Source organism: Corynebacterium renale, assembly GCF_002563965.1.
Lineage (GTDB): Bacteria > Actinomycetota > Actinomycetes > Mycobacteriales > Mycobacteriaceae > Corynebacterium > Corynebacterium renale.
The window spans coordinates 913,354-934,754 of the sequence record NZ_PDJF01000001.1; the positions used below are offsets into that span (position 1 = coordinate 913,354).

Consider the following 21,401-nt stretch of genomic DNA (forward strand, 5'->3'; position numbering starts at 1 on the left):
TTATGAAAAAGCTCGTTCCAGTTCTAGCCGTGGCGTCGGCACTGTGCTTATCGACGCCCGCCCACGCCCTGATCTCCGACAACTTCGCCGAGGCCGGCAGCGCCGGCGACGCGGTTGTTGCTGAACAGATCGGCGATGACGGTTCGCTCGACGGCAATTGCACAGGCACTGCCATCGGCGACTATTGGGTGATCACCGCGCGCCACTGCGTGGAGAACGCCCCGACCCCCGGCGGTTCGATCCGCATCGGGCAGGGTGACGGCCAGAGCCGCGTGAAGATCGACACGTGGTTCACCGCGCCCGCCGGCGACGTCGCCCTGATCCGCACGGCTGAACCGCTTGGCCTGGGCTCCTACCCGGAGGTAGCCGGCGACCTGGCGGCCGGTACCGCGGTGGAGGCGTACGGCTGGTCGCCGGACGGTTCCGGCAAGACGGAGAAGCTGCCGGTGGGGCGCGGGGAAGTCGCGGAGGTGACCGACTTCGCCCTCTTCGAGGGGAAGAATGCGCTGAACGTGCGCCTTACCGACGGCTCCGAGTTTCAAGCCGGCGACTCCGGCGGCCCGATCTTCGCCGACGGAAAAGTGGCCGGCGTGTTGACCGCCAGCTTCAACCCCGACAACCCGGAGGCCGCGAGCTCGCCGGAGGCCCTGTTCGCGCCCACCGGCGAGGTCCGCGAGTGGATCACGGACACCATGGCGAAAGAGGGCGCGCCTTCCGCACGCGCTTCCGAGGAGTCCAAGAACTCGCCGGTGCTCTGGTGGGTTATCGGTGGAATTATCGTGATCGTGGCGGTCTTCCTGTTGGCGGCGAAGGCGCGCAAACAGCGCTAATAGACCTTTTATCCAGGGGTTTTACACGGCTGAGTGTGACGAAAACCGTTATCGGGAATGGTTTTCATCACATTCGGCCCGCCACAGGGCGTCTCAATTTCTGGAAGAAACTAGACGCGGAATAGTATTCCGAAGTTATTTCTTTCCCCTAACTGAGGAGATTGCTATGCGACGCCCTAAAGTTCTAGTCGCCGCCCTACTAGCTACCGCGATGACCGGCGGTATTCTCAACGTCCCTGCCGCCACCGCCGCTACTTTCGAATTCAAAGACGGCCGCTGCCACTTCACCTTCGACGAAAACGACCGGGAGCTCCTAGCCGATGCTGTGCGTTCCGCATTCGGCCTGGTGTATGCAATCCAGGGTGACGTCAAGGGCCTGCGCTTCGAACTCGGCCGCGCCAACGGCGAAGCCTCCAGCCTGCCGGGGCTGGCAGGCGAGGAACGCGAGGAGGCGATGCGCGCCGGCGAGAAAGCTGCGCGCGAGAAGCTCGACGCAGCCGGCTACGGCGATGAAGCCTACGACCTGGTGACCAAGCTCTACCGCGTAGAGCGAGGCATGGACAAGGACGGATCGCCGTTCCATACCCCTGAGCAGGTGGAACAACTCATCGCTGGGCGCGATAAGGCGGCATTGTCGATCAAGGATGTCGCTGACCTCAACGGCGTGGTGCTGCAGGAATTGAAGTCCCTAATCGTGCGGATTGTCGTGGGGAACGCCGACGACGAAGACGCGAAGGCTGAGAAGATCGAGAAGCTTTTCGGGCGTGTGTCCGAGCATGTTGACGGGTCCTTCGAGGATTTGACGCTCACCGAATGCCTTGACTACGGCAGGCAGGTCCCCCCAGCACCGGAGGTGCCCCCAGTTGCGCCGAAGCCGCCGGCAGCGAAGCCAGCACCGGAGAAGAAGCCGGAAGTGCAACCACAGAAACCTGAGCCGAAACCTGCGCCTTCGCCGGAGAGCACGAAGCCTTCGGCTCCGAAACCCGCGCCTTCGCCGGAAAAGAAGCCGGCACCTGATGCGCCGAAGCCGAAGCCACCGGTGGTGAAGCCGTCAGCTCCGAAACCGGAAAGTCCGAAGCCCAAGCCGGAGAAGAAGCCGGAAGCGCAACCCCAGAAACCTGCGCCTTCGCCGACCCATGATGCGCCGAAGCCACCGGTGGTGAAGCCGTCAGCTCCGAAGCCGGCACCTAAGCCGGAAAGCCCAAAGCCCAAGCCGGGGAAGAAGCCGGAAGTTCAACCACAGAAACCTGCACCGAAACCTTCGACCCCGGAGAGCACGAAGCCGAAGCCGGAAAATCCGAAGCCAACGCCGAGGAAGAGGCCGGACGCTCAACCTCAGAAACCTGCGCCGAAGCCTTCCCCTGCGCCGGAGAGCAAGAAGCCTGCGCCGAAGCCACCGGTGGTAACGCCAGCCCCTAAACCGGGCTCAACGACTGCGCCGGAGAGCAAGAAGCCGGCCCCTGAGGGGGATGGCGCCACAACAAGCTCGGCAAACGCTGGTGTGATTGCGGGTGTCATTGCCGCGCTGGTGAGCGTGCTCGGCCTGGTCGGGCTGGCTGCATTCCAGGGTCCGTTGAAGCAGGTCCTCCGTAGTTTCGGGATCCGTATCTAGTTTCCGGCTTAGACGGCGGCGCGTCCGGCTTCGAAAATCTCGGCTGGCATACGCCGTTCCAAAGCCCATTCGATGCGGATGGGCTTTTCGCCTCTGTGGGATACGTAGTTCACTGGTCCGAGCAGAGTAAACGGCGCGGCTGTGCCCAATGCGGTGGATTTTTCCACACGCACGCACAAGACCACGTGGGAGCCCAGTTCTTGGTGGTGGAGGTAACGCTGGCCGGTCGCGGAGTCGAGTGTGGTTTGGGATTGTGATTCCCACTGGAAGAGCTCGCGGGAAAGGGGGACGTCCTCGTAGCGGGTGGTTTCGGAGAAGTCGTCCTCGTTTTTAATAAGCGTCACGAAAAGTAAATCAATGTTCTGTTCCTGCAGGTAGTAGACGCCTTCTCGGGGTAGGTTGAGCAAATTCTTGAGGGATTCCTCGCGCAAAGCGGCCGTTAATTCGGCTCGCGAATAGTCGGCATGCATCGACAGGACAGTGGTGCCCATCTGCTCAGGAACAACCCGGCTGCGGGCGGTAGTCCAGGCAAAGACTTGTTCCAGTTCGTCCCGGAAAGTGTGCTGCTCACGCAAAGTACGCAACGCGGAGTCTAAGTCCTGCGGGTGCGTTGCGACGGGCTGGTATGCCCACACGTTGACCGCGAGCATGCGTAGGAACCGTAGGTCCTGGTCGCTCATGGACGACACAGAGAGGCCGGCTGGGTCGAGGATGCGTAGGTAAGCTTCCGCACGTTCGGCATCATTGACGTGCAGGAATGCACGTACGCGGTTGAGGAAAAACTCTTCGTTGGGTGGGGTGGGGGTGGCGTCGATAAGCGAAGCAGAGCGCAGTAACCTGGTCCACCCGTCGTGATTTTTGCTGCGGTACAGGTCCTCGAGTTCTAGGTGCGTGTTGGCCAGGAATGCGGTTAGGGAGGTGGTGCCTTCGGCCGCTACGAGGCGGCGCAGAGCCGGTAGTGAATTTTTGGTGGCAGCCTTGATGTTTCCCAGCACCTGGGCTTGGGTGACGGCGTCGAGGTGGATGCTGCTGCCGCCGGGAAGGTGCGGGAAGCCGTTTTCAATCTCCTGGGTGAGGCGTTTTCCGCGTCGTCCGGTGAGCGCTGCGTAGCGGGGTGCGAACCCGAATTCTTCGTGCTGCTGTCCAATAAAATCTAGGACGGTACAGACCTTGTCCTTGTAGAGGCGCAGGCCACGGCCCAACTGCTGGAGGAATACCGTCGGGCTTGCTGTGGGGCGCAGGAGGAGAAGGGTGTTCGCCTCGGGGATGTCCACGCCCTCGTTGAACAGGTCCACCGTGAATAGGGCTTTGAGGCGGCCATCTTTGAGCGCGCTGATTGCCCGGTCGCGGGATTCGGGATCGTTAGCGCTGGTCACGGCTTGTGCGGGGACTCCCAGGGCGGTGAAGCGATGCGCCATGTATTCTGCGTGTGCGATGGACACGCAGAAGCCCAGGGCTTTCATATCTTCTACGTCGAAGATGTGTTTTTCGATCTCGCTGAGGATCAGGCGGACGCGCTTGTCGCCCATGCGGATATAAAAGTCGGAGAGTTCTTCGACGTCGTAGGCCGAGGACGTTCGGGACCAGCGCACATCACGGAGATCGGTTCCGTCGGAGATTCCGTAATAATGCATAGGGGCGACGAGTTGTAGCGCCAACGCGTCCCATAAGCGCAGTTCATAGGCAACGCGGTGGTCGAAGAATTCGGCCACGTTGGTGCCGTCGGCGCGCTCTGGAGTTGCGGTCAGACCGAGAAGCTCGCGAGGCTGCACGTAGTCGAGAAGAGTGCGGTACGTGCGGGCTTCGGCGTGGTGGAATTCGTCGACGATGACCATGTCGAAGGCGTCGGGGGCGAACCGGTCCAGCCGGGTATGCACGGACTGGATGGTAGCGAAGACGTGCCGGCCTTCCTCGACCGTGTGGTTTCCGGCCAAGATTTCACCGAAGCTGGGGTCCTGGAGAACTTCCCGGAATACGGCACGCGCCTGGTGCAGCAATTGCGTCCGGTGCGCCACGAAGAGGAGGGTGGGCCGCCGGCCAGCGGTTTCGGCCAGGCCTCGATAATCCAGGGCCGCGACCACAGTTTTGCCGGTACCTGTGGCTGCGACCAGCAGGTTCCGGTGGTGCCCGTGCGCAGACCGCTCGGCGGTGAGAGCATCGAGCATTGCTTCCTGGTACGGCCACGGCTCAACTCGCAGGCCAGCCAGAGTGAGACTGCGGGACGAAGACTCCGGCGACGCCTGCTTCAGCGCCGCTTGCAGGCGGAGCGTGTCCGCGGCCGTGAAGGTGGTGTAGTGCTTGCTGTTCCAGTACGTATCAAAAACCTTCTGGAAGCGGTCCACAATATCCGGCGTGCTGGCTCGGGTGGCGCGGATGTTCCACTCGACGCCGTCGATAAGCGCTGAACGCGACAGGTTTGAACTGCCAATATAGGCGGAATCAAAACCGGAATTGCGGCGGAAAAGCCACGCTTTTGCGTGTAGACGTGTGGTAGTGGACTCATAGCCCACCTTCACCTGCGCGCCGAATTCCTCGGTGAGTTTGCGGATCGCGGTGGCGTCCGATGCACCGCAGTACGTGGACGTGATGACGCGCAGGGGAACACCCTTGTCACGCAGGTATTCCAGTTCGTTGCGAATAACGGAAATGCCCGAATTCTTCACGAATGCACACAACAGATCCACCTGGTCGGCAGTGTGAATCTCGCGGCGAATCTCCGAAGCCATATTCTGATCGCTGCCCGCATTCGTCAGCAAGGCGGAGCCGGCGAGCGACGTTGGAGGCAGGTGCGGTTCTTCACCTAGCGTTGGCGCGTACACCGCGTGGAGGAGTAATTCCTGTTCGATCGTGTCGTCAGGGTCGATCAGGTGGGCCACCGCATTAATCAAGTGCAGGCGGTCGGCCTCATTCTTCGTGGACTCCAACGCGGTACGCAGGTGCTCCACAATCGTGCGCGACAATGCCGCAATGTAGCGGTCGCGCGCGGGTTCCTCCGCGCCGGACACTGTGGCGAACCGTGCGTTCGTAGCCGCCATCCGCTCCCGCAACCGGCGGGTCACCGCGGATTCATACACCCCGAACGGCAGGGAAGCGTCCATGCTCATCGCCCCAATTCCTCCATCACCGCGCGCACGGCCGGCACATCAGCCGGTGCCCACTCCAGCTGGAGCAGCTTATCGACGTCCACCCACCGCACTTCATCGTGCTCCGTCATAGTGGGCGCACCTTCCGCTATGGCGCAGTAATAACTAGAGAGGCGTATCGTCCCAAAGTCATAGGCGTGCTCAGTAGTCACCACATGCGACCCCACCCGCGCCGTGATGAGAAGCTCTTCTGTAAGTTCCCGGACCAAAGCCTGCGGCTCAGTTTCCCCAGGCTCAACTTTTCCACCCGGAAATTCCCACAAACCAGCCATACTCTGGCCAGGTCCGCGCCGGGCGGCAAAGACCTGCGTGGTGGGTTCGAGCCGGGTAAAAACAGCAGCTACGACATGAATCGGTGACGACATGCCTAGGACTGTAGTAGATACCCCAGACACGTGTTCGGATCTCAGGTGGTGGATTTTCGAACACCATCTTTTGGTTGAGGGAGGCGCAGTTTTAGGATAGAAACATGTCAGCTTTAAACCGTCTGCTTGCGGATGAATCGATAGACCTCGCAGGCACAGCAACCGACTGGGAAGATGCCCTCCGCCAGGCCGGGAAGCTCCTCGAAGCAACCGGCAACGTTGAGTCCGCATACACCCAATCCATGATTGATAGCGTTCACGAAAAAGGCCCGTACATCGTGGTAGCGCCGGGTTTCGCGTTCGCACACGCCCGGCCCTCGGAAGCGGTTCACGCAACGACGGCCGCATGGCTCAAGCTCACCGAACCCGTCGAGTTCGGGCACAAGAACGATCCCGTGTCCCTGGTCGTGGCGCTCGCCGCCACAGATACTACGGGCCATCAGCAGGCGATGGCGGAAATCGCAAAGCTGTTGGGTAAGAAGCGCGCCGAACTTGATGCTGCCACCACTCCCGGGGAACTGCGTGCGGTTTTAGAGGGAGTATCGGGCCGGGAGGACGTCGAGAAGCAATCCAGTGACACCCGCAACAAGATCCTCACCGTCTGCGGCAACGGCCTGGGCACCAGCCTCTTCCTGAAGAACACCGTCGAAGACGTCCTCGGGCGGTGGGGCTGGGCCAAATACATCACCGTCGAAGCCACCGACACCATCTCCGCAAAAGGCAAAGCCAAAGAAGCAGACCTCATCCTCACCTCCGGCGAAATCGCCCGCACCCTCGGTGACTTGGGCGTACCGCTGCGCATTATCGACGACTTCACCTCCGTCAAGGAAGTGGACGCCGTACTCCGCGACTCCTACGACATCTAGAGGCAATAACAATGGACGTACTCATTAACATTGCGCAGTTCATCGTCAACGAATTCCTGGCGGTACCTGCGTTTCTCATCGGCATCATCACCGCCGTCGGGCTGGCCGCAATGCGCAAATCCGGCGGCCAAGTTATCGGCGGCGCACTCAAAGCAACACTCGGCTTCCTCCTCATCGGCGCTGGCGCCACACTAGTCACCGCCTCACTAGAGCCGCTCGGCATCATGATCCAAGGCGCCACCGGCGCCCAAGGCGTGATCCCCACCAACGAAGCCATCGCCGGCATCGCCCAACAACAATACGGCGGACAAGTCGCCTGGCTGATGATCCTCGGCTTCGCCGTCTCCCTCATCCTTGCCCGATTCACCCCACTGAGCTACGTATTCCTCACCGGACACCACGTACTCTTCATGGCAACCATGCTGACCATCATCCTGGCAACCGCAGGATTCAACTCCTGGATCGTGGTCCTCGCCGGCGCGCTCCTACTCGGCGTCCTCATGGTTTCACTACCCGCCATCGCACACCCCTGGACCCGGAAAATCACGGGCAACGATTCCATCGCTATCGGCCACTTCGGCACCGCCGGTTACGTGGCCGCAGGTGCCGTCGGCAAGCTCGTCGGCAGCAAAGGTGAAAAGAAATCCCCCTCCACCGAAGAACTCAAACTCCCCGAAGGCCTCCGCTTCCTCCGTGACTCCATGGTCTCCACCGCACTGTCCATGGTCATCATGTACGTAGTCCTCGCCCTCGCCTACTACCTGCGCGCAGGCGACGAAGCCTTCAACGCCTTCGACGGCGGCGCAGCAAACGCCGGCAACTACTTCATGCAAGCCGTCACGCAAGGCCTCCAATTCGGCGTAGCCGTGGCCGTCATCCTCTTCGGCGTGCGCACCATCTTGGGCGAACTGGTCCCAGCCTTCCAAGGCATCGCCGCCAAAGTAGTCCCCGGCGCAATCCCAGCCCTCGACGCGCCCATCGTCTTCCCCTTCGCACAAAATGCCGTGCTCATCGGGTTCATCAGCTCATTCGTGGGCGGACTCGTCGGCCTAGCAGTCCTCGCACTATGGCTCAACCCCGCATTCGGCATCGCACTCATCCTGCCCGGCCTCGTGCCACACTTCTTCACCGGCGGCGCAGCAGGCGTCTACGGCAACGCCACCGGCGGACGACGCGGCGCCATCTTCGGTGCCTTCGCAAACGGCCTGCTCATTACGTTCCTTCCCGCATTCTTACTGCAGGTTCTCGGGGCATTCGGATCGGAAAACACCACCTTCGGTGACGCGGACTTCGGCTGGTTCGGCATCCTCATCGGCCTTGGCGCACGCGCCGGCGGGGCCGTTGGACTGGGGCTAATCCTGCTGGTCGGAGCAGTTGTATTCGGACTGGGCCTGTTCGTACAAAAGAAATACGTCGACGGTGTGGACCCGGCTGCTGCCGGTTCCGGTTCGGCTGGTGCTGCTGGTCTGGCTGCTTCGGCCGCTTCGGCTGCTTCGGCTGACGACGCTCCGGTCGCGGCTGAGACCCGCACCTACCCAAAGATCGCGCCACCTAAAGGCGCACCGGTACCGCCACCACCACTCGAAGACTAACTATGTAGTTGGCTGAAACCCCGCTGGACCTGCAAGTCTCGCGGGGTTCTTGCGTGCTCCGTGCTGGCTGATCCTAGATTGCGTTCGGATATGTATACCGAATCGACATATCCCGCTAACGTGTCGATTTTTTTCGCGAAAAATCGACATATCAGGTTTTGTTGGTAGTGAAACCGCAGGTGAAAGGGGCGGTGAACTTGTCGTGAACGCTAACCTTACGAGCTAGCCTTAATATCCCAGGTCGTGCGTATCCGTGGCGTTGTCCGCGGCCTGGGATATTAAGCCTGGCTGATAATTATGCAGATTTGCCGCATACGTTGAAGGTTGTGATGGACGTGCCCGTGGGGCGTTCTAGCGGTTAAAGGGAGACGCTCCTCTTGAAAGCGCTTGGCGCAGTCCCGCTGAGAGGCCTGATTCTGGGTCGCGTTCGGACATGTACACCGAATCGACATATCCCTCTAACGTGTCGATTTTTTCGTGAAAAATCGACATATCAGAACAAACTACCTGGTTGTGAGCGCCTTGAGAGCATCGATATTTGCGAATATTTTTCCCCTGCCAATCTTGTGTTCCTGGAGTATTCCGGCTTCAGCCAGCTGAGCTAGCCAAGTTGACGCTGTTTGGCGCTTAGCCAAGCCAGCTTCTTCTATGTCGGCGATGCGAACATAAGGTTTAATGAAAAGCAGATGTGCCAGATAGGCTCCGGCTGAAATTCCTAGGGCGCGGATTTTCTCACCTGTCTGTTCTTGTAAAAGGCGTAGTTCGTTGATCAGATCCGTTGCAGATTCCGCTGCCTCTTGGACGGCCCTGACCATAAACAAAATCCACTCTTCCCAGGCATCTTGACTTGTCACCTCGCGCAAGCGTTTGTAGTACTCAGACTTGTTGTCGACGATATAGCCGGATAAATAAAGGACGGGCAATCGCAGAACTTCATGCTGGATAAGCAACAAGATATTCAGGATTCGACCTGTACGCCCATTGCCGTCATAGAAAGGGTGAATCGCCTCGAATTGGTAATGCGTTATTGCCATGAGCACCAGGGGATCCAACTCGTGGTTGGAGTAAATAAATTTCTCCCAGGCTGAAAGGTGTGCCTCGATAATCTCCTTACCTTCGGGCGGAGTGTAGAAACGCGTTTTTGTACGGGGGTCGCCAATAAAGGTTCCCGGGGTAGAACGAATCCGTGCCGGTTGGCCGTCCAAGATGCTGCAAACAAATAGCGCCGTCTTCTCAGAGACAGGCCGTTCGTGCAGAGCTTGAACCCCGTTATATAAAGCTTCTTTGTAGCGCAGTGCTTCTTTAGTCGCGGGTGAGGGAGAGCGGTCTACTTCCCATTCCGCTTTGAATAGTTCATCGTTGGTAGTCACGATGTTCTCAATTTCTGAAGAAGCCTGCGCTTCGCGCAATGGAATCGTGGAAGTGATGATGTCTGGATTTGGAATCAGGTCGCATGCTGTATTGAGCGAGGCCAGCGCTGCACGAGCTTCAATCACGGCTTTGAGTACGGGAACCGTTTCCACAATCGCAGCCGGAGGAAGAGGTGGCAACTGGTTGTAGGGGATGTTCGGGTTGAACGCTTCGTGAGCAGACATTTACACAGAATAAACATATCTCGCTAACGTGTCGATTTTTTCGCGAAAAATCGACATATCAGGTTTTGTCGCCGGTGAAACCGCAGGTGAAGGCGATGGCGAACTTGTCCTGAACGCTAGCCTTACGAGCTAGCCTTAATATCCCAGGTCGCGCGAACCCACCCAGAGGCCCGCGACCTGGGATATTAAGTCTGGCTGTTAATTATGCAGATTTGCCGCATGCGTTGAAGGCTCTACCGAACATGATTCGTCCGGTAGAGCCTTAAATATGTGATGTGCTAGAAGTTAACGGGGACGTCGTTCGCAACCTATGCCGTCACCATCACGGTCCAGATGGGTGTCGTAGCCGGCGTCGGAACGGCGAATCGGGCGACCCAAGTCACGCCAGACTGCACGGCAGTTCGGGTACATCTTCGTTGCAGGGCGTGGTGCAGCTGCTGGACGTGGTGCTGGGGCGGGTGCAGGTTCGGCGATTGGGGCTGGCGCAGGAGCTACTGGTTCCGGTGCAGGTGCTGGAAGTGGCGCAGGTGCAGGCGCAGGAGAAGGCAGAATGCCTGGTAATGGGTTAGGGATAAACCCTTGTTGGATAGCCCATACAGCGCCGCCGCCGATCAGGGTGACGGCTCCGATTACTCCTAAAACGATTCCAGCGATTTCGCCGTCGCTAAGCGCTCCGCGGGGCTGGTCTTTCTTTAGGGGACCTTCCAACGTGGTGATTGGATTCGGTGATTCGGCCACTGGGATCGTGTCCTGCGCTAGTGCAGGACTTGCGGTAGCGATGAGCGTGGTCGCAACCGAAGCAACAAACAGTTTCTTGAACATTTCTGGATAATAACTGAAAAAACACAGAGAGGGAATGCTTTGTGCTTGATATTTACCAACATTCAGAGCTGTACGGGGGCAGAAGGGCAGACTGGGTAAAAATTCTGGAAATGCTTCGTGGCAGCTGTCACTGAAGAGACTGCACTCAACCAGCCCGGCGCTCCTTGTTGAAGCGGTCGGCGCAGTCCCGATAAGAGGCCTGATTCCGGGTTGCGTTTGGATATGTACACCGAATCGGCATGTCATCTTTTGTCGGCGGTGAAACCACAGGTGAACGCTAGGCTTACGAGCTAGCCTTAATATCCCAGGTCGCGCGTATCCGTGGCGTTGCAGGTGACCTGGGATATTAAGTCTGGCTGATAATTATGCAGATTTTCCGCATGCGTCGAGGGCACCGGCGCCTGTTCCGAAGGCCCAGCTACATCCTTGAGTGACGTTCTTGACTGGTAAACCTGATACGCCAGGTCGCGGAAAACCCGGCCCCAGCGGTATCTAGGCATATACAAGATGTCAGTCAAGGATGTGCACCAAAAACGCGCGCCAGCCAAAAACGCCCGCCAGCCCGCTACGCCCACACGCTTAAACTTAAAACCATGATGCAAAGAACGGCAGTGACATTATTCGGGCTGGGTCTCGTGGTCGCGGTGGCATCCCTGTTCTTGAGCACGAATCCGGCAGCAACGTTCATATTCTGGTGCGCATACACCGCCCTTTTCGCAGCTGCCACTGTGTGCGCGTTCCGTGCCCGCACCAAAGCGGTGGCCTGGCTGGCGCCCGCGTGCGCCGTCCTGATGTTCCCGCTGCTGTTCTTGGTGGCCTCGATAGCGGAGAGCGCTGGGTTTTAGAACGTCGGAGATGGGGCCGGAGGGGCGTCGTCAAGCAGCCTGAAACCTTGTGAGCTTCCTGTCTTTCGCGGCCGGCCAGCGCGCCGGTGTTCGAACGTGTCGGGGGTAGGTATTACGCTTGTAGTCCAAGTATGTGCGCAGCTGAGTCTGCGCGTGAAATGCCTATCAGGGTGGAGGATTATCCGTGAGTGCACAACCTGTGAGCACTGAAGACAAGAAGCAGTCTCAGGCGGTGGAGCAGCTGCAACGCCTGTTGCTGCCCAAGCGCGGTGAGCCTGCCGACGTACGCATGCTCTACTTGATGGAGTCCACATCCGCAGCGCACGAGCGCCTGGATATTCCGGATCGTTTCAGCGTCACCCTGCCCGCCGGCGCGGAGGTCAGCTTCGAAACCTACTTCAACGCGTTCCCCGCCTCCTACTGGAAGCGTTGGTCGCAGTTGGAGGAGGTCGTGCTCAAGCTTCACGTTGCTGGTCAGGCGCGTATCGACGTCTACCGTTCCCGCACCGACGGCGGCCGCATCGGAGTAGACAATGCCTTTGTGCAGGACGGGGATGTGGAGTTCGTCCTGCCGCTGAAGCCATTCGAAGATGGTGGCTGGTACTGGTTTGATGTCACGGCAGAGACCGAAGCAACCGTCAGCGAGGGCGGCTGGTTCGCAGCTCAGGAGCCTGGCCCGCAGACCATGCCGGACGGCACCCAGGTCGGTCCTTTTGAGAAGGCGGTCACGGTAGGTATCCCTACGTTTAACCGCCCAGCTGACGCCGTCGCTGCGCTGCAAGCCTTGGCATCCGATGAGGAAGTCGACGGCATCATCAAGGCGATGCTCATGCCCGACCAGGGCACCAAGCACCCTGCCGACGAGCCCGGCTACAAAGAAATCACCGAGCACTTCGGGGACCGTTTCTTCGAATACCGCCAGGGCAACCTGGGCGGGTCGGGCGGTTACTCGCGCATCATGTTCGAGGCCGTGGGGGAGAATACCCCGGAAACCCCATACATCCTGTACATGGATGACGACATCGCCATCGAACCGGACTCCGTCCTGCGCGCAGTCCAGGTGGCGCGCTACGCGAAGTCCCCGATTATCGTCGGCGGCCAAATGCTTAACCTGCTGGACCGCGCGGAACTGCGCACCATGGGCGAGGTCGTGGACCGCCACACTTTCATGTGGGCGCCGGCAGAACACTCCGGTTACGATCACAACTTCGCCGAACACCCCATGAACGATCTGGGCAAAGACCCGGACGGTGCCTGGATCCACTACCTGGGCGATTCTGGCCGTGACGTCCCGGCAAACTCCCGCAACATTCACCGACGCGTGGACGTGGATTACAACGGTTGGTGGATGTGCATGTTCCCGACGGTCGTCGCACAGCAAATCGGCCAGCCCCTTCCACTGTTCATCAAGTGGGATGACACCGAATACTCCCTGCGCGCGGGCGAGGCCGGCTTCCCGACGGCCACCTGGCCCGGCGTCGCGATCTGGCACATGAGCTGGGCGGACAAGGATGACGCCATCGACTGGCAAGCCTACTTCCATCTCCGCAACCGCCTCATCGTGGCGGCCATGTACCACCACGGAAGCGCGGACGGCATCATCAAGACGCTGCAAAAGTCCACGTTCAAGCACCTCATGTGCATGGAATACTCGACCCTGCGCATCCAGATTGAAGCGATCAAGGACTTCTTGGCCGGCCCCGAGCAGCTCTTCGACATCCTCGAAAGCTCCCTACCGCGCATCCAAGCGATCCGCAAGGAATACCCGGATGCCCAAATCCTGCCGAGTGCAACCGTGCTCCCGCAGCCATCGGGCGCGCCGGGCGTGCCAAAGAAGGACCTGCGTGGCCCAACCGCGAAGCTGCGTAAACTGCGCTGGCTGATCAAGGGCGTGCAGCATTCCCTCAAGCCCGCCGACGAACGCCACCACGAAGTCCCGCAGGCCAACCTGGCATTGCGCGAGGCCCGCTGGTTCAGCCTGTCGCGTCTCGACGGCGCTACCGTCACCACCGCCGACGGCACTGGTGTAGCGTTCCGCAAGCGCGACCGCGAACTCGCGAAGGAACTCCTGCAGGAAACCCGTGCGGTGCACAAGGAACTTAAGGAACGCTTCGAAGAAATGAAGGGCCGCTACCGCGCCGCGATGCCGGAGCTGACCTCGCGTGAGTCGTGGGCCAGGATCTTCGACGCCCAGCATCAGGGCGCGAACCAAGCCCAGGAAGGGAAGTAGATGGCCAACCTTGAAGTAAAAACGCTCCTTGCGCTGCAGGGAAGCGTCGGAAAGCTGCCGGGCGTATTGCCGGCGGCACGGGCCATGTCCTTCTTCGGCGAGCACGCCCTGGGCTGGATGGGCCTTGGCGCGGTTGGCGCGGTGGCGGATAAGCAGCGCCGCCGCGGTTGGATCAACGTTGCGGTCTCGGCGTTCATTTCACACGCCGCGTCCGTTGTGATTAAGCGCATTGTCCGACGCCCCCGCCCGCACGATCCGCGCATCGAAATTGGTGTGGGAACCCCCTCTAAGCTGTCGTTTCCTTCCTCCCACGCGACCAGTACCACGGCCGCATTAGTGGCGCTGACCTACGTGGTGAAGAACCCGGCCCCGTTGGCTGGTGTGCCAGTGATGATGCTTTCCCGTATGGTTCTCGGAGTGCATTACCCCACGGACACCATCGCGGGGGCCGCCCTGGGTGCCGCAACGGCACTTGGTGTGGAGAAGTTGAACGGAAAGGCCTAAACGATGTCCCAGCAGCATGGACCCGAGCAGAGCGTTTTCGAATCCGAACCCCACACCCGGGGCGTGGATACGCCAAAGGACCGCAAGCCTCCGAAGAACCTCTTCGACGGCATGGTCAAGGCGATGCGCCCGAAGCAGTGGGTCAAGAATGTTTTGGTCGTGGCCGCCCCTGCAGCCGCGGGTACTGAAGCTCTCACGGATTCTAGGACGCTTCTCGACGTCGCCATCGCCTTCATTACCTTCTGCTTTGCAGCATCCTCGATCTACCTGATCAACGATGCCCGCGACGTCGAAGCCGACCGCGCACACCCCACGAAGCGTTTCCGCCCGATTGCCGCCGGTGTCCTGCCGGTGGGCCTGGCGTACGCGATGGCCGTTATCCTCATCGTCTTGGCAATTGGGCTGTCCTTCCTGGCCAGTTCCGGTTCGGGCCTGGCGATCGTCGTGGCCGTCTACATTGCTTTGCAGTTGGGCTACTGCTTCGGCTGGAAGCACCTGCCGGTGATTGATATTGCGCTCGTGTCCTCCGGGTTTATGCTGCGCGCGATGGCCGGTGGTGTGGCCGCGGGCATCACGCTGTCCCAGTGGTTCCTGCTGGTCATGGCGTTCGGGTCCCTATTCATGGCTGCTGGTAAGCGGTATTCGGAGCTGCTCCTCGCGCAGGCGACGGGTGCGAAAATCCGCAAGAGCCTCCAGGGGTATACGGACACGTACCTGCGTTTCGTGTGGACTTTGGCCGGCACGGCCGTTGTCCTGACGTACGCACTGTGGGGCTTCGAGATGAGCAACACCGCGCACATTGACGGCCAGGCCGTCTGGTACCAGCTGTCCATGGTTCCGTTTACCGTGGCCATCCTGCGCTACGCCCTCGACGTCGACCGCGGTGAAGGCGGCGCGCCCGACGAGCTGGCGTACTCCGACCGCGTCCTCCAGATCCTCGCATTGGCCTGGGTGGCCTGCATGGCCATGGCCGTGTACGTCATCCCGGCCCTGTAAACACATCGTTTCGCACGTATGACAGTTTCGGTTCCCGCACCCCGCCGGCGCACCCCCCAGCACACGCTGACCACCTGGATCAGCGTGCTGCTCGTGGGGGCATTCGCCGCTATCGGCGGGTGGGTGAACCGGTGGATGAGCGACGACGGCCTCATCGTCCTGCGCACCGTACGCAACCTCATGGCCGGCAACGGCCCCACATTCAACGCCTACGAGAGGGTAGAGGCCAACACCTCAACCCTGTGGCAGTACCTGATTTGGGTCGGCGCGGAACTAACAGGAGTGCGCCTGGAGTCGGTGGCCCTGTGGCTGGCACTCGGGTTCACGGTTCTTGCCCTCATGATTGGCGCCTGGGCAACGTCCCGCTGGTACGGCGGGTGGGTGGCACCCTTCGGAGCACTGATTTACCTGGCGCTTCCGCCGGCTCGCGACTTCGCCACCTCCGGTCTGGAATGGGGGCTAGCCATCTTCTACCTGGCCGTCCTGTGGGCATTGTTGGGGCAGTGGGTGCGCGGCCAACACTCCGCGTGGATCTACGTCCTGGCGTTCTGGGGCGGACTCTCGTGGCTTATCCGGCCGGAGTTCGCGCTGTACGGCGGCATTGTGGGCCTGGCGCTCATCGTCGTGTACTTCCGCACACCAGGCCGGATCGGGCTGATCGCGCTCGCCGCGCTGCCCGTCCCGGCGGGGTACCAAATTTTCCGGATGGGTTACTACGGGCTGCTGACGCCACATACGGCCGTCGCAAAGTCTGCCGGGGAGACCGCGTGGGGTGCCGGCTGGGACTACGTCATGGACCTGCTCACCCCGTACGCCGGCTGGCTGATCGGGGCAGTAGCTATCGCGGTGGGGGTGTGGCTGTTCCTCCACGCCCGCTCCGTGCCCACCACGCTTGAACTCACCGACCGGCCCTGGCTGCGCACCCGCGCCGGCGTGACCACCATCCTCGTGGTGTGCGCACTGTTACACATCCTGTATATCATGCGCGTCGGCGGGGACTTCATGCACGGCCGCATGCTCCTGCTGCCAGTATTTTCCCTGCTCCTGCCCGTCATGGTGATCCCGGTTTACAGTGACGGCGTGCGCTGGGTAGGGGTTGTGGCCGTGGTCTTCGCCGTGGTGTGGGGTTCGATCGTGGCGGCCCGCGGATCGCAATGGGAAGATGACCTGAAGCCGGCGCACCTGGCTGTTGTCGACGAGCGTGGTTTCTGGACCATGTCCACAGGCCGCGAGGAAGGCGACCCGCCGAAGAATGCCGACGACTACTTAAGCACCCCCTCCATGCAGGACTTCCCCGAAACCATGGCCCGTGGCATGGCGAACAATGATGGCCAAGTCATGCAGGTCCGCTTCGGTGAGGATGAGTACACGTACTCGTGGATCACGATTCCGCGCGAGCCCGGCAACGACGCCCCCCTGACCGTATACATGCTCAACCTGGGCATGATCGCCATGAACTCCCCGCTGGAGGCGCGCGTGCTGGACACCGTGGGTTTGGCTACCCCGCTGGCGGCCCGCCAACCCCGGATTGAGGGCGCGCGCATCGGGCACGATAAGTGGCTGCCGACGGAATACCAGTTGGCGGATTCGCCCGTCGATATGCAGCACCTGCCGGACTTTGTTGATGCGCAGGACGTGGCCGCAGCGCGGGTGGCTTTGCAGGATCCGGAGATTCAGGAATTGTTGAACTCCATCCGCGAACCGTTGACATGGGACCGCTTTGTGCGAAACATCAAGTTCTCGCTCACTGGTGGCCGGACCCTCGAAATTTCTGAAGACCCCTACGACTACCTGCGATAGGGCTCCTCACCAGCCGGCCGGCACGCGGCGAGGTTACGAGAAGGTCTCGGGAAGGTAACTTTTTAGTTTTAACCTGAGCAGATATGCGGTACACTGACGCGAGTATTATCCGCAGAGTTTTGTGCTCGAAATAAGCCGTACCATTGCAGGCGGCTCAGGAGCATAGCCAAAGGAGAATTATGTCTTTCCTCAATGGTGTGCGCACCATGAGCCGCAAGGTTGTCGCGGCCATTACCGCAGTGGCAACCGCGGGTGTCCTCATGGTCGCCGGCGGCGGTGTCGCATCGGCGGGCCCGCGTGACTGGCTGCGCCCGGACGCGACCGGCCACTGCGAGTGGGACCAGGTTGGTTTCTGGGTCCAGCGTTGCGACGTCTGGTCGGAGGCCACCGGCGCCAACATCACCGTGCAGATCCAGCCCGCACAGCGCGGCGGTAACGCGGGCCTCTACCTGCTCGACGGTCTGCGCGCCACGAACCACTCCAGCGCATGGCTCGTTGATGTGAACGCAGCGGAAAAGTTCAAGGATCACAACATCACCCTGGTCATGCCAGTCGGTGGCGCAGCATCCTTCTACGCTGACTGGGACTCCCCAGCGACGTACAACCTGCAGAACCCGGTGACCTACAAGTGGGAAACCTTCCTGACCAAGGAGCTGCCCGCCTACCTGGAGCAGCACTTCGGCGTTGCGCGCAACAATAACTCGATCGCCGGCCTGTCCATGGGTGGCACCGCCGCAATGAATTTGGCTGCGCAGCACCGCGACCAATTCCGCCAGGTCCTGTCCTACTCGGGCTACCTCACCATGACGCTGCCAGGTATGCAGACCGCACTGCGTCTTGCGCTTCTCGACGCCGGCGGCTTCAACGTCAACGCCATGTATGGATCGATCATCAACCCCCGTCGTTTCGAAAACGATCCTTTCCTGAACATGGAAGGTCTGCGCGGGGCTGACGTCTACGTCTCCGCCGCATCGGGCCTCCCGGCTCGTGAAGACGCGGGCATTCCTGCGAAGTACATCATTCCTGGCGCACTGCTGGAGCTCCTGTCGAACATCTCCACCAAGCTGTGGGCTGCCAAGGCCCGCGGTGCTGGTATCGGCGTGGAGACCAACTTCCCAGGTACCGGCGTCCACAACTGGAACCAGTTCGGTTACCAGCTGGACATCACCAAGGGCCGCATCCTTGACGTGATGAACGCCTGGTAATCCCAGCCTCGTACAGAAGCCACCCTTCGGGGTGGCTTTTTTCGTTTGCCGATTGCAGCGCGTGATAGGAAAAAGACATTCTGCGGGTTAAATGACATTAAATTGCCAGGTGGATTTTCTCAGCCGGCCACAGAATGTCTTTTTCGTATCGTTGCCAAGCTCTTGCCTTCTGGGAATATCCCGGGATGTCGCTTAGCCTCCATTCTGCGCGGTAGTGCGGGGCCAACCTGCAGGTGAATTTTTCGAACCCTGTGCAGAATGGAGGCTAAGCGACAATCACGCAGACACCCGGGTTTTCGGGTGCGAATTCGGCCCCGGCCCCTAATTCACACGAGTCACAATTATCTCCAATTATTACACCCGTCCCGCGTGTCACTTCCAAAAGTCTCAAGTAGAGCTTAAGCTTGGGCGGTGAAACATACATCTGCGTGACGCAGCCATGCACACGACAGCCTTCACGAGGTCGGGTGTCCTAGGAGCGGGGAACTCCTAGGGCCGGTGATACCGAACTCGCGGGCTTGTGCCGGCCTCGCACGCCTTAACCTGGTAAAGGATTCCTCCATGCGCGATACCGCATCCCGGACCAACCGCAGCGTTCGGCGACGTTCCCTCCTTATTGCAGCAACCCTGCCCACGACCTTCGCGTTGGGTGCCTCCCTGGCCGCGCCAGCAAGCGCGCAGACCGAGGTCCCGGGCTTAAGCTCTTTGAGCAGCCTTGGTTCTTCGGGCTTGTCCGATTCCATCAAGCCGGGTGAACCTGCCCCGAAGAATCCGATGCGCGTCGAGCACCCGGAAATCGGCGGCCTGCCTGCCGGCGTGGATGTGGAGCGTGTGGAGTGGCTGACTAACCGTCGCGTCGCGCTGTTTATCCGCTCTGCCGCTATGCCGGAGCAGCTCATGCAGGTCCAGATCCTGTTGGCCCGCGACTGGCACCGCGACCCCAGCCGCACCTTCCCGGAGGTGTGGGCTCTCGACGGGCTGCGCGCGCGTGACGACGAAAACGGGTGGACCATCGAAACCAACATCGAGCAGTTCTACGCTGACAAGAACGTCAACGTTATTCTGCCGGTCGGCGGCGAGTCTTCCTTCTACTCGGACTGGCAGCGTCCGGACAATGGCAAGAATTACAAGTGGGAAAGCTTCCTTATTAATGAGCTGATCCCGATTCTGCACAACGGTTACCGTTCCAACGGAAAGCGTGCCGTCGTCGGTATTTCTATGGGTGGCACCGCTGCAGTGAACCTGGCGCACCGTCACCCGGAGTACTTCGACTTCGTCGGTTCCTTCTCCGGGTACCTGGACACCACCTCCATGGGCATGCCGGCTGCGATCAGCGCCGCGCTGCAGGACGGCGGCGGATACAATGCGTCGGCGATGTGGGGTGCCCCGGACCACCCGGACTGGGACGCACATGACCCGAAGCAGCATGTCGACAAGCTGAAGAACATGTTCGTGTACGTGTCCTCGGGATCGGGCAAGGATGACTTTGGCAACCCAGAGTCCATCGCCAAGGGGCCGGCCAACATGGCTGGTGTCGGCTTGGAGGCGATCTCGCGTATGACGTCGCAGACCTTCGTCAACCGCGCCCGCGAGGCAGGCGTTGCAGTCGAGGCCGTATTCCGCCCATCCGGTGTCCACTCCTGGGAATACTGGCAGTTCGAAATGGCCAACGCATGGCCGAAGATCGCGGACTCCCTCGGTCTGTCCAAGGAAGATCGCGGAGCAGACTGCCAGCCGATCGGCGCAATCGCCGAAGCAACCCGCAGCGGCGTGATCGGCACCTGCACCACCAACGAATACGACTCCGGCGCAGGTAAGGCGCAGGACTTCACCGCGGGCACCGCATACTGGTCCCCAGAGACTGGCACGAAGACCCTGATCGGTCGCATCAACGCCAAGTACGCGGAACTCGGCGGCCCCACCTCCTGGCTGGGCTTCCCGGTCACCAACGAGCTGACCACTCCAGACGGTGGCGGTAAGTTCGTGCACTTCCAGCACGGTTCCATCTACTGGACCCACCAGACCGGCGCCTTCGCCATCCCGAAGGACATGGTCGAAGCGTGGGGTACTAACGGCTACGAGCAGGGCGACCTGGGCTACCCAGTCGCGGAAGCCCGCGGCATCAACGGTGGCCTGGTGCAGGAATTCCAGCACGGCCTGGTCACCCGCGCAGCTGACGGCAAGACCGCCTGGGTTCGCGGCGCTATCGCCGACAAGTACAAGGACCTGGGCACCGCAAATTCCGCTCTTGGTTTCCCGACCTCCAACGAGATCATGATCAACGGCGGCGCATTCCAGCAGTTCGAAAACGGCAACATTTACTGGTCGCCACGCACCGGCGCGAAGTTCATCCTGTACGGAGACATCTTCGACGCCTGGGGCAAGCGCGGTTACGAGCAGGGCGAGTTCGGTTTCCCCACCGAGGACCAGGCCAATATTCCGGCTGGTGGGCTTGTTGTGGAGTTCCAGAATGGGACCATCAAGCAGGTCAACGGCCGCGTGATTGAGGAGAAGAAGTAGTGGGCCGGAAGGGCGTCGCAAAGCTGAGTGTCCTTGCCTGTGCCGCACTGCTGACCGCCTGTGGTGGGGAAGCGACCGTGGATAACACGGACCCCACCGCGACGGTGACCCCGCTGACCCGCCCCAGCTCTGGGGCGACGGGGACAGCAACCGCGACGCAGCGCAGCGAAGCGGCACGCCCCACCCAGTCCGTGGGCCGGGACATGCCGGGCCGGGAAATCTCCGAGGCCCCCGCGTCCCCGTACTCCGAGCAGGAGCAGGCCTACCTGGACGGCCTGAAGGACAAGGGTGTGAAGGTCGACGGCGTCGAGGGCCCGCTGATTGGGGCTGCCATCGACGTGTGCGGTGAAAATGGCGGAGGGGTCGTAACTAACGCGATTGCCGGCCAGCTCATTGAGCAAAATCGCACCGAACTCACAGCGGCGGATGCGGCGCAACTCATCACCGAGCAAGCGAAGAAAGCGTACTGTTAGCGC

General features: G+C 60.7%; 16 protein-coding genes. 12 read left to right on the forward strand and 4 right to left on the reverse strand.

Annotated features, from left to right (window positions below; genetic code table 11):
- Positions 1 to 2 precede the first annotated feature (2 nt).
- Together ATK06_RS04330 and ATK06_RS04335 are read left to right on the forward strand one after the other, a co-directional pair.
- Positions 3 to 830 (forward strand): S1 family peptidase, encoded by an 828-nt coding sequence (locus ATK06_RS04330; RefSeq protein ID WP_048381207.1) that lies wholly within the window; start codon positions 3 to 5, stop codon positions 828 to 830.
- Between the two features lie 166 nt (positions 831 to 996).
- Positions 997 to 2,442: a hypothetical protein gene (locus ATK06_RS04335; RefSeq protein WP_098388901.1), complete on the forward strand. Its 1,446-nt coding sequence runs from the start codon at positions 997 to 999 to the stop codon at positions 2,440 to 2,442.
- An 8-nt stretch (positions 2,443 to 2,450) separates the two neighbouring features.
- Here the strand turns inward: ATK06_RS04335 and ATK06_RS04340 are convergent, their stop codons facing one another.
- Both ATK06_RS04340 and ATK06_RS04345 read right to left on the reverse strand, forming a co-directional pair.
- Positions 2,451 to 5,546: a DUF3427 domain-containing protein gene (locus ATK06_RS04340; RefSeq protein WP_098388902.1), complete on the reverse strand. Its 3,096-nt coding sequence runs from the start codon at positions 5,544 to 5,546 to the stop codon at positions 2,451 to 2,453.
- Positions 5,543 to 5,950 carry a (deoxy)nucleoside triphosphate pyrophosphohydrolase gene (locus ATK06_RS04345; RefSeq protein WP_048381211.1) on the reverse strand — a complete coding sequence of 136 codons (408 nt, stop codon included), beginning with the start codon at positions 5,948 to 5,950 and terminating at the stop codon, positions 5,543 to 5,545. Before ATK06_RS04345 ends, ATK06_RS04340 begins: the two co-directional genes overlap by 4 nt.
- Positions 5,951 to 6,054: 104 nt before the next feature.
- Between ATK06_RS04345 and ATK06_RS04350 the strand changes: the two genes are divergently transcribed.
- Together ATK06_RS04350 and ulaA are read left to right on the forward strand one after the other, a co-directional pair.
- Positions 6,055 to 6,816 (forward strand): PTS sugar transporter subunit IIAB, encoded by a 762-nt coding sequence (locus tag ATK06_RS04350; protein WP_048381213.1) that lies wholly within the window; start codon positions 6,055 to 6,057, stop codon positions 6,814 to 6,816.
- Between the two features lie 11 nt (positions 6,817 to 6,827).
- Positions 6,828 to 8,408, forward strand: coding sequence for a PTS ascorbate transporter subunit IIC (gene ulaA, locus ATK06_RS04355; RefSeq protein WP_098388903.1), 1,581 nt, complete (start codon positions 6,828 to 6,830; stop codon positions 8,406 to 8,408).
- A gap of 503 nt (positions 8,409 to 8,911) precedes the next feature.
- Here the strand turns inward: ulaA and ATK06_RS04360 are convergent.
- Together ATK06_RS04360 and ATK06_RS04365 are read right to left on the reverse strand one after the other, a co-directional pair.
- Positions 8,912 to 10,003, reverse strand: coding sequence for a Fic family protein (locus ATK06_RS04360; RefSeq protein ID WP_048381216.1), 1,092 nt, complete (start codon positions 10,001 to 10,003; stop codon positions 8,912 to 8,914).
- A 285-nt stretch (positions 10,004 to 10,288) separates the two neighbouring features.
- Positions 10,289 to 10,825 (reverse strand): excalibur calcium-binding domain-containing protein, encoded by a 537-nt coding sequence (locus ATK06_RS04365; protein ID WP_098388904.1) that lies wholly within the window; start codon positions 10,823 to 10,825, stop codon positions 10,289 to 10,291.
- Between the two features lie 593 nt (positions 10,826 to 11,418).
- On the opposite strand from ATK06_RS04365, the gene ATK06_RS04370 reads away from it, so the two are divergent.
- The 8 genes from ATK06_RS04370 to ATK06_RS04405 all read left to right on the forward strand — a co-directional run bounded on the left by ATK06_RS04370 (position 11,419) and on the right by ATK06_RS04405 (position 21,398).
- Positions 11,419 to 11,670: a hypothetical protein gene (locus tag ATK06_RS04370; RefSeq protein ID WP_143341389.1), complete on the forward strand. Its 252-nt coding sequence runs from the start codon at positions 11,419 to 11,421 to the stop codon at positions 11,668 to 11,670.
- Between the two features lie 199 nt (positions 11,671 to 11,869).
- Entirely contained in the window at positions 11,870 to 13,900 is a 2,031-nt protein-coding gene (locus tag ATK06_RS04375; RefSeq protein ID WP_048381222.1) for a glycosyltransferase, read from the forward strand.
- Positions 13,901 to 14,404, forward strand: a complete 504-nt coding sequence (locus ATK06_RS04380) for a phosphatase PAP2 family protein (protein ID WP_098388905.1) — start codon at positions 13,901 to 13,903, stop codon at positions 14,402 to 14,404. It abuts the gene before it with no gap.
- A gap of 3 nt (positions 14,405 to 14,407) precedes the next feature.
- Positions 14,408 to 15,400: a decaprenyl-phosphate phosphoribosyltransferase gene (locus ATK06_RS04385; RefSeq protein ID WP_048381227.1), complete on the forward strand. Its 993-nt coding sequence runs from the start codon at positions 14,408 to 14,410 to the stop codon at positions 15,398 to 15,400.
- A gap of 18 nt (positions 15,401 to 15,418) precedes the next feature.
- Entirely contained in the window at positions 15,419 to 17,200 is a 1,782-nt protein-coding gene (locus ATK06_RS04390; RefSeq protein ID WP_048381229.1) for an arabinofuranosyltransferase AftB family protein, read from the forward strand.
- 179 nt (positions 17,201 to 17,379) lie between these two features.
- Positions 17,380 to 18,405 carry an alpha/beta hydrolase gene (locus ATK06_RS04395; protein ID WP_048381232.1) on the forward strand — a complete coding sequence of 342 codons (1,026 nt, stop codon included), beginning with the start codon at positions 17,380 to 17,382 and terminating at the stop codon, positions 18,403 to 18,405.
- A 561-nt stretch (positions 18,406 to 18,966) separates the two neighbouring features.
- Positions 18,967 to 20,925: an alpha/beta hydrolase-fold protein gene (locus tag ATK06_RS04400; RefSeq protein WP_048381234.1), complete on the forward strand. Its 1,959-nt coding sequence runs from the start codon at positions 18,967 to 18,969 to the stop codon at positions 20,923 to 20,925.
- Positions 20,925 to 21,398 carry a DUF732 domain-containing protein gene (locus ATK06_RS04405; RefSeq protein ID WP_053072876.1) on the forward strand — a complete coding sequence of 158 codons (474 nt, stop codon included), beginning with the start codon at positions 20,925 to 20,927 and terminating at the stop codon, positions 21,396 to 21,398. Before ATK06_RS04400 ends, ATK06_RS04405 begins: the two co-directional genes overlap by 1 nt.
- The last annotated feature ends 3 nt before the right edge of the window (positions 21,399 to 21,401 follow it).